At 68.4% G+C, this 7,532-nt stretch carries 8 protein-coding genes; 4 read left to right on the top strand and 4 right to left on the bottom strand.

Annotated features, from left to right (window positions below):
* Nucleotides 1-436: 436 nt before the first annotated feature.
* Nucleotides 437-1,090 carry a response regulator transcription factor gene (locus tag AC3G88_RS15550; RefSeq protein WP_153946069.1) on the bottom strand — a complete coding sequence of 218 codons (654 nt, stop codon included), beginning with the start codon at nucleotides 1,088-1,090 and terminating at the stop codon, nucleotides 437-439.
* Nucleotides 1,087-1,503 (bottom strand): response regulator transcription factor, encoded by a 417-nt coding sequence (locus tag AC3G88_RS15545; RefSeq protein ID WP_488893471.1) that lies wholly within the window; start codon nucleotides 1,501-1,503, stop codon nucleotides 1,087-1,089. Before AC3G88_RS15545 ends, AC3G88_RS15550 begins: the two co-directional genes overlap by 4 nt.
* Nucleotides 1,504-1,795: 292 nt before the next feature.
* Between AC3G88_RS15545 and AC3G88_RS15540 the strand changes: the two genes are divergently transcribed.
* Genes AC3G88_RS15540 through AC3G88_RS15530 form a run of 3 tightly spaced genes read left to right on the top strand, consistent with a single transcriptional unit; the run spans nucleotide 1,796 to nucleotide 4,349 of the window.
* Nucleotides 1,796-2,617 (top strand): alpha/beta fold hydrolase, encoded by an 822-nt coding sequence (locus AC3G88_RS15540; protein WP_488771874.1) that lies wholly within the window; start codon nucleotides 1,796-1,798, stop codon nucleotides 2,615-2,617.
* 29 nt (nucleotides 2,618-2,646) lie between these two features.
* A complete protein-coding gene (locus AC3G88_RS15535; RefSeq protein WP_488771875.1) occupies nucleotides 2,647-2,856 on the top strand; it encodes a hypothetical protein in 210 nt (69 codons plus the stop codon).
* On the top strand, nucleotides 2,838-4,349 hold the full coding sequence (locus tag AC3G88_RS15530; RefSeq protein ID WP_488771876.1) for an MFS transporter: 1,512 nt from the start codon (nucleotides 2,838-2,840) through the stop codon (nucleotides 4,347-4,349). Before AC3G88_RS15535 ends, AC3G88_RS15530 begins: the two co-directional genes overlap by 19 nt.
* A gap of 69 nt (nucleotides 4,350-4,418) precedes the next feature.
* On the opposite strand, the gene AC3G88_RS15525 is transcribed toward AC3G88_RS15530, so the two are convergent.
* Complete coding sequence (locus AC3G88_RS15525; RefSeq protein ID WP_488771877.1) at nucleotides 4,419-5,597, bottom strand: EmrA/EmrK family multidrug efflux transporter periplasmic adaptor subunit; 1,179 nt, start codon at nucleotides 5,595-5,597, stop codon at nucleotides 4,419-4,421.
* The gene (locus AC3G88_RS15520; RefSeq protein ID WP_488771879.1) at nucleotides 5,594-7,093 is read right to left on the bottom strand and encodes an efflux transporter outer membrane subunit; all 1,500 of its coding nucleotides are present in this window, start codon (nucleotides 7,091-7,093) and stop codon (nucleotides 5,594-5,596) included. The genes AC3G88_RS15525 and AC3G88_RS15520 overlap by 4 nt, the downstream gene beginning before the upstream one ends.
* 265 nt (nucleotides 7,094-7,358) lie before the next feature.
* Between AC3G88_RS15520 and AC3G88_RS15515 the strand changes: the two genes are divergently transcribed.
* On the top strand, nucleotides 7,359-7,514 hold the full coding sequence (locus tag AC3G88_RS15515; protein WP_488771880.1) for a hypothetical protein: 156 nt from the start codon (nucleotides 7,359-7,361) through the stop codon (nucleotides 7,512-7,514).
* Nucleotides 7,515-7,532: the final 18 nt, after the last annotated feature.

Below are 7,532 nucleotides of genomic sequence, written 5' to 3'. Positions count from 1 at the left end.
AGCAGGCGGTGGAACTCGTGCTCGTCGGTGACCTCGACGCCGGGCGCGCCTTCCTTTGCAGCCTTTTTTCGCAGGGGAAAGGTGAAGCGGAGGGGTTTCAGTGGGGGCGGCGGCTTGTTGGGTACGGCGGTCGACTTCATGGCCGCCGGCTCCGCCACACACTGCGCAATACTGGACAACAGACGCAAAGGCCGATCAAAAGCCCTGCCGGGCCGGGACGCTCGGCCTCGAATTCGTTTGCTGACATGGGATCGTTGCAACGCACGTTACTGTGCGTCGCACGCTACCCGTGTTCGTCTCTTCGCAAAACAGAAAAAACCACCCCATCTGGCGTATCGCAAATGATCGCCAGTTTTCTCGAAAGATCGTGGATTACCGATGTTCGACAGGAGCGAATGGTGCGCTAAGCGCATCGCCTGGCGCACAGAGCATCTGCCTATACCCCGTTCCGCGCCGAATCGATGATGCCTAGCGCCTCGGCCTTGAGCACGAAGTCGGCCAGCGAGCGGGCGCCCATTTTCTTCATGGCCTGGGCGCGGTGGATCTTGATGGTGATTTCGCTGAGCGTCAGTTCGGCGGCAATCTGCTTGTTCAGCAGGCCGCGTACCACGTAGGCCATGACCTCTTTTTCGCGGGGGGTCAGTTCGTCGTAGCGTTGGCGCAGGCCGGCGTCGCGCGTGTCGGTCTGGCGTCGGGCGGCGTCGCGCGTCAGGGCGCTTTCGACGGCGTCCAGCATGTCCTGGTCGCGGAACGGTTTGGCCAGGAAATCCATTGCGCCGGCCTTCATGGCCTTGACCGACATGGCGATGTCGCCGTGGGCCGTCATGAAGATGATCGGGATTGGCATCTTGCTGGCGGCGAACTGTTCCTGCACCGCCAGGCCGCTCTGGCCCTTCAGCCGGACGTCGAGGATCAGGCAGCTGGGGATATCTGGCCGGGGCGCCGCGAGGAAATCGGTGGCCGAGGCGAAGGTCTCGACCTGGTAGCCGACCGAGCGCAGCAGCATCGACACCGCACGGCGCATGGACTCGTCGTCGTCCACCACGTAGACCACCGACACCCCTTCTCCGGACGGGATCGCTGTATTCATGGATTCACTTTCGTTCCGGGCGCGGTCTCGGGGCGCGGCGCAAGCGCGCCGGACGCCACATCTTCCAGGAATCGCTGGACGGCCGCGCCATCGACAGGTTTGCACAGACATGCCTGCGCGCCGGCACGCAAGGCTTCGCGGCGGATGGCATCGGTGCAGAACGCGGTGATGAATATTACCGGAACCTGGCTGCCCTGCGCGTTCAGGGTGCGCAGCATCTCCAGCCCGCTGATCTTTGGCATCTGGACATCGGACAGGATGCAATGCGCCTCGGCCGCCCCGGCAGCCTCCAGAAAGACCTGAGCCGATGCGTAAGTGCGCGCCTCCCAACCCAGCGAACGGACCAGCCGGGAAGTCGCCGCGCGAATGGATTCGTCGTCGTCAATGATGGCGACAACCAGTTTCTTGGCCAAGGCCGGTACCTCACAACAATCTTATGGCGCAATGGTAGCGGCCCGCATCGATGGCCAACACTATGCCTTCGTATAGGCGTCGGCCCGCCGCGACACGGCGCCCGGACGTTCGGCCAGCCCTGCCAGCACCCTCCGAAAGCCCGCTGCAAGCCCTTTGAAAGCCCGCGCCGGACGGTCTGCGCCGAATCCGGCGCCCGGACGTGCATATGCGAAAGCAGCGCCGATCACGCGGAACGGTCCGCCCCGCGCCGGCGGTAGCCTCAAGCCTCACTCTCTCCTCAGGAAGACCGACATGAGCTACATCACCACCCAGGACGGGACCCGCATCTTCTACAAGGACTGGGGCACCGGCCGCCCCGTGGTCTTCTCGCACGGCTGGCCGCTGCATGCCGACGCCTGGGACGCCCAGATGCTGTTCCTGGTGCAGCACGGCTTTCGCGTGATTGCCCACGACCGTCGCGGCCACGGCCGCTCGGACCAGCCCGCGCACGGCAACGACATGGACACCTATGCCGACGACCTGGCCGCCGTGCTCGACGCCCTCGACATCCAGGGCGCCACGCTGGTTGGCCATTCCACCGGCGGAGGCGAAGTGGCGCACTACATCGGCCGGCATGGCTCGAAGCGCGTGGCCGGGGCGGTGCTGATCGGCGCCGTGCCGCCGATCATGCTCAAGACCGAGGCCAATCCCGGCGGCCTGCCGATGGAAGTCTTCGACGGCATCCGCCAGGGAGTGGCCGACAACCGCTCGCAGTTCTACAAGGACCTGGCGCTGCCTTTCTTCGGCTTCAACCGTCCGGGCGCCAAGGTGGCGCAGGGCACCATCGACAACTTCTGGCAGCAGGGCATGGCCGGCGGCGTGCTGGGCCAATACCTGTGCGTGAAGGAGTTCTCGGAGGTGGACTACACCGAAGACCTGAAGAAGATCGACGTGCCCACGCTGGTCCTGCATGGCGACGACGACCAGATCGTGCCGATCGACGATGCCGGCCGCCTGTCGGCCAGCATCGTCAAGGGCGCGACCCTCAAGGTGTACGCCGGCGCTCCGCACGGCATGTGCGTCACGCGAGCCGACGAGGTCAACGCCGACCTGCTGGCCTTCCTGAACCGCTGATCCATCGCCGCACCAACCGGAGAACCGACATGCGTCCGATTCTGGTTCGAGCCATCCTTGCCGCCACCTGTCTGCTGGGCGCCGTGGCCGCCCACGCCACCGATCCGGCCACCAGCCCGTTTGCCGCCGACCGCTACGACTACAGCGTGCTGCCGGCCGCCAAGGCCGGGGCCAAGACCGCGCCCCAGACCCCGGCCAGGTGCCACGACGGCAAGGCGGCATGCCATCCGTCGCGTTAGGCGCCCTGCCGCGCGTCACGCGCGGCGGTGTGCTGCTGATGGGGCTGGCCCTGGGGTGCGCCACGGGGGTCGACTTCGTGGCCACGTCGATGCTGGCCACCGGCGCGGTGCAGATCCGCGCCGGCGTCTACGCCACGCCCGACGACTTTCTCTGGTGCTTTACGTCCTATGCCGCGGCCGCCATCGTCGCCAACCTGATGCTGCGGCGCATCGCGGACCTGGTCAGCTACCGGGGCTTCACGATGCTGGGCCTGCTGGTGGCCATCGCGGGCGCCCTGCTGTGCGCGGCATCGAACAACATCGTGCAGCTCTCGGTGGCGCTGGCCGTGCAGGGGCTTGGTGCGGGCGGCCTGTTCGCTGCCGCGCGCACGCTGATCCAGATGATCGCCGCCCCGCAGGAGCGCCCTCGCCTGCTGTGGCCGTTCGTGCTGGGCGCCATCGGCATGCTGGCCGCGGCGCCGTGGATCACCGCCACGCTGATCCTTGATGCCAGCTGGCGCCTGATCTTCGTGGTGCAGGCCATCGGCGCCGCCGCCACGCTGTTGCTGGTGTCGGTCACCTATCCGCACCGCGTCACCCCGCCCCGCTCGCCTGACATCGACACCCTTGCCGCGATGGACTGGTACACCGTGCTGCTGCTGGGTCTGGGGGCACTGGTGCTGGTGCATGGCCTGGCCGATCTGCGGCTCTACACCGCAGCCAGCACGCCCATCGTGATGGTCCGCCCGCTGGCGGGTGCCGCCCTGATGACGCTGGCCTTCCTCCGGCTGCACCGGCATCCCGACCCGTGGCTGAATACGCGCCGGCTGGGCGGGAAACGCTATCTGACCGGCCTGGGCTTCTACGCCACCTACTCGTTCGTGGCCGGGCTCTGGAACTACCTGATCCCGATCGTGCTGCAGCTCGGCCTGGGCTTCTCGTTCGAGACCACCGGCATGGTAACGACGCTGACCGCCACGGCGGGCGTGGTGGCAGCCATCGTGTTCGTGCTGTATGGCGCGCGCCTGCCGGGGTCGCGACGCTGGCTGGCGCTGGGCTATGTCTTGCTGGCCGGCGCGGCGTGGATGCTGGCCACGCGCCTGATGACGGACCTGTCGCTGGGCCGCGTGGTGCCGGCACTGCTGCTGCAGAGCGCGGCGCTGCCGTTCAGCCTGATCGTCGTGGCCAAGTTGACGTTCCTGGACACACCGCTCGACGATTTCTCGCACACCTACCAGTTCAAGAACATCGTGCGCCAGGTGGCATCGGCCGCCGGCACGGGCACCGCCGCCCAATGCCTGCAGTACGGCGAGGCGCTGGCGCGCACGCACCTGGTGGCACGCGTCGACCGGTTCGGCATCGCACCGCTGCCGCATGGCGCCGCACTGATCGGCCTGTCGCAACAGATCGACCAGCAGGCGGTGTTGCTGGCCGGCGCCAACCTGCTGGCCATCGTGGCGCCCGGCTGCCTGCTGGTGGCCGGCTTTGCGCTCTGGCAGCGGTGGCTGCGGTGAGTTCCCCATGACCGTTTGCGGCCTCCTCCCTCCCGCTTGCGGGAGCGCGGCGCAGCATCCACCGCGCGCTCAACGCTCGTTGGCCGCGATGATCTTCGCGATGTTCGCGTCGGCGTCGCGACCCACCAGTGCGTAGACGTCCGTGGACAGCGGCGTCACGGTCGGCAGCGTGTTGAGGCTGGCGCCGTCGTGCTGGTGAACATCCACGGTCACCTGCATCGACAGGCCGATGCGCAGCGGATGCGCCGCCAGCTGGGCGGGATCGAGCGTGATCCGCACCGGCAGCCGCTGCACCACCTTGATCCAGTTGCCAGTGGCGTTCTGCGCGGGAAGCACCGAGAACGCAGCGCCCGTGCCGGCCGCAAAGCCGGCCACCTTGCCGTCGTAGCGCACCTGGGCGCCGTAGAAATCGGCCACCAGCGACACCGGCTGGCCCACGCGCATGTCCTTCATCTGGTTTTCCTTGAAGTTCGCGTCCACCCAGACCTGGTCCAGCGGCACCACGCCCATCAGCGGCACACCGGGCGCCACGCGCAGGCCCACCTGCACCGCGCGGCGCGCCACGAAGCCGGTGACTGGCGCCGGCAGTGTCGAACGCGCGTGGGCCAGGTAGGCGGCGCGATAGCTTGCGGCGGCGCGCGCCACGTCGGGATGCTGCGCGATGCTGGTGTTGTGCGTCAGGGCCAGGTTCGATGCCAGCTGTTCCTGCGCGGCACGCAACGCCGCGTGCGCTTCCTTGAGCGTTGACCGGGCGTGGTCGACATCCTCTTTCGATACGGCGCCGGTCCCGTCGACCGACATGCGCCTGCGTAGATCGTCACGGGCGTTCTCCACGGTGGCCTGGCGCTGCGCGATGTTCGCCTGCAGCGTGCCGTTGCCGACATAAAGCGTGCGCACCTGGCGCACCGTTTCGGCCAGTTGCGCGGCCGCCTGCTGCAGCGCCACCTCGCTGTCGGTGGGGTCCAGCCCCACCAGCGGCTGGCCCATCGTCACGCGCTGGGTGTCGTCTGCCGCGATCGATACGACCGTGCCCGGCACCAGCGACGTCACCTGCACCACGTTGCCGGACACATAGGCGTCATCGGTGGACGCGAAGTGCCGGGCGATGGTCCACCAGTACGCGCCGGCGCCAATGCCCGCCACGGCGATCAGGGCGGCCACGGTGATCAGGCGGCGGCGCGGTACGGGGCGCATTTCGGCCGACGGTGCGGGCGCGGCGGGAGCAGCGGGCGGGGCGGGTGTGTTCATGGTGAGGTCGTGGTGGGATTGGGTGATGCGGCGGACTGGGTTGCGGCATGTTCCGGCAACTGCCCGACGTAGCCGCCGCCCAGCGTCCAGACCAGCTGAAACTGGAGATCGAGTTGCTGCCCCTGGAGCTGGGCCACCTGGCGTTGCTGCGCCAGGACGCTGTCCTGCGCCGTCAGGACGGCCAGCTGGTTGGCCAGGCCGGCCTGCCAGCGGCCGGAAGCCAGCGCATAGGCACGCTCGGCCAGCGCCTGTGCCCGCTGCCGCTGCGCAGTTTCGGCGGCCACGGCTTGCAGGCTGCCGACGGCATCGGCCGTCTCGCGCAATGCATCGGCCAGCGTCTGGTTGTAGTCGGCCACGGCTGCGTCGTAGTCGGCGTAGCGCGCGTGCAGGTTGGCGCGCAGGCGGCCCCCTTCGAACACCGGCAGCCGCAGCGACGGGCCAAAGGCAAAGGCCCGGCTAGCACCAAGCAGGAAATCGGACGGCGTGATCGTGGTCAGGCCGGCCATGGCGGACAACGTGACGTCGGGCAGGAATTCCGCACGCGCCACGTCGATGTCCTTGGAGGCAGCCTCCACGCGCCAGCGCGCGGCCACCAGGTCCGGGCGGCGCGACAGCAGCCCGATGCGCGCGTCGTCGGGCAATCCGGCCGGCGGATGACCACCCGAGCCGTTCAGCAGCACCGGCCGGGTGATCGCCAGTCCGCGGTCGGGGCCCTTGCCCAGCAGCGCGGCAATCTGGTGGCGCGTCACGGTGATGGTGTCGTCGATATGCGTCAGATCCGCCTCGGCACTGGCCAGGTCGGCGTCCTGCAGCGTGATGCCCACCTGGGTATCGAGGCCAGCCACCAGCCGGGCCTTGCCCAGCGCGGACAGTTCGCGGCGCTGGGCAATCGTTTGCGTGGTGATGTCGCGCAGCACGTAAAGCGTGGCCAGCCGCGCGTAGACGCGTGCCACGCCCGTGGTCAGCAGCAACTGCGCAGCCTGGCCTTCGGCTTCGGCTTCGCGCACGCCGGAGATCGCGGCCCGCAGCGCGCTACGGTGCCGGCCCCAGAAGTCCAGGTCATACGTCAGGCCGCTGGACAGCTGCACCTGGTTGATCCAGCGGCCCGACAGCGGCGTGGCGCCCAGCAGGTCGGTCTCGGAAATGCGCTGGCGCGACACACCGCCGCGGATATCGATGTCGGGATACAGGCCGCTGCGCGCGCCCTCGGCCACGGCGCGGGCTGCCTCCACGCGCGCCCGCGCGGCCTGCAGCGTCGGACTGCCGGCAACGGCCTCGCGGGCCAGTGCGCCAAGCTGGAGGTCGCCAAAGCGGTCGATCCAGTCCTGCGGCGGCCACTGGCCATGCTGGGCGGGCAGACTCTGCGCGATGCCGGTAACCACCGCCGGCGTCTGCGTGGGGCGGCTGTGGTCGAACGCGGCGCAGCCCGTCAGCGCCAGGGTAGTCAGCACGGCGGCAGCCACGGGCAGGTGCCGCCATCCGGTCGCGGCATGCATCACGGCCTCACTCCGATGGTTGATGCCGGGAATGATGGCCGCTGGCGCGCAAGGCCGTGGTTGCCAACGCCAAGTTATTTCGGGATGGCACTACCGGGTGGCGGGACCGCCGCTATCCGCGCGATTTCGCCCCTTTCCGGTGCATTGCGTTGGCGCGGCCTATACCTTCGTTTAACACCGCACCACCTACGCGGCAATTGTGGGCATCCGTACCCGGCTCCTAGCATTCCAGTCAACCACCGACTGCTTCCACGGGAGCCGCACCATGACACTTCAGAAGCTCTGGATGCCGATCATCGCCATCACCCTCGCCTTCGCTACGGTCGGCGTGGCTGGCGCCGTGGTTTACGGCATGTGGCAACAGGCCATCGAGCCAGTTCACGCCGCAGCGCACGCCGTGCTGTCGCACCACCACTTGTGAGCGCCGTCATGTCCGACC

Source organism: Cupriavidus sp. 86D6, from assembly GCF_057815095.1.
This window is presented reverse-complemented; position numbering and strand designations above follow the sequence as displayed.

What these genes read in the sequence shown, in the direction of transcription:
- AC3G88_RS15550 (WP_153946069.1), bottom strand. Translation starts at nt 1,090, where the DNA reads ATGAATACAGCGATCCCGTCCGGAGAAGGGGTGTCGGTGGTCTACGTG.
- AC3G88_RS15540 (WP_488771874.1), top strand. Translation starts at nt 1,796, where the DNA reads ATGAGCTACATCACCACCCAGGACGGGACCCGCATCTTCTACAAGGAC.
- AC3G88_RS15535 (WP_488771875.1), top strand. Translation starts at nt 2,647, where the DNA reads ATGCGTCCGATTCTGGTTCGAGCCATCCTTGCCGCCACCTGTCTGCTG.
- AC3G88_RS15530 (WP_488771876.1), top strand. Translation starts at nt 2,838, where the DNA reads ATGCCATCCGTCGCGTTAGGCGCCCTGCCGCGCGTCACGCGCGGCGGT.
- AC3G88_RS15525 (WP_488771877.1), bottom strand. Translation starts at nt 5,597, where the DNA reads ATGAACACACCCGCCCCGCCCGCTGCTCCCGCCGCGCCCGCACCGTCG.
- AC3G88_RS15520 (WP_488771879.1), bottom strand. Translation starts at nt 7,093, where the DNA reads ATGCATGCCGCGACCGGATGGCGGCACCTGCCCGTGGCTGCCGCCGTG.
- AC3G88_RS15515 (WP_488771880.1), top strand. Translation starts at nt 7,359, where the DNA reads ATGACACTTCAGAAGCTCTGGATGCCGATCATCGCCATCACCCTCGCC.